The organism is Rhizobium sp. Rhizsp42 (assembly GCF_047304155.1).
GTDB lineage: Bacteria > Pseudomonadota > Alphaproteobacteria > Rhizobiales > Rhizobiaceae > Rhizobium.
This window is the reverse complement of record NZ_JBGLYS010000145.1, coordinates 1-274: the sequence shown is the minus strand read 5'-3', so window position 1 is coordinate 274 and position 274 is coordinate 1. Positions and strand designations below refer to the sequence as shown.

Here is a 274-nt window from a genome sequence, read left to right as displayed (position 1 = left end):
CACCTACGGCCTGATCGTGTATCAGGAGCAGGTCATGGCGATCGCCCAGAAGGTGGCGGGCTACTCGCTCGGCCAGGCCGACATCCTGCGCCGCGCGATGGGCAAGAAGAAGAAGTCGGAGCTGGACAAGCAGTACGAGGCGTTCCACCAGGGCATGCTGGACCGCGGCTACTCGGAGGCCGCGGTGAAGGCCCTGTGGGACATCCTGCTGCCCTTCTCGGACTACGCGTTCAACAAGGCGCACTCGGCCGCCTACGGCCTGGTCTCTTACTGG

Annotated in this window: 1 protein-coding gene; it reads left to right on the top strand. The window is 65.0% G+C overall.

The window, feature by feature from the left end; genetic code table 11:
- Positions 1 to 274, top strand: a 274-nt coding sequence (locus ACCD05_RS31880; protein WP_413397682.1) for a hypothetical protein, incomplete at both ends; no start/stop codon positions are given.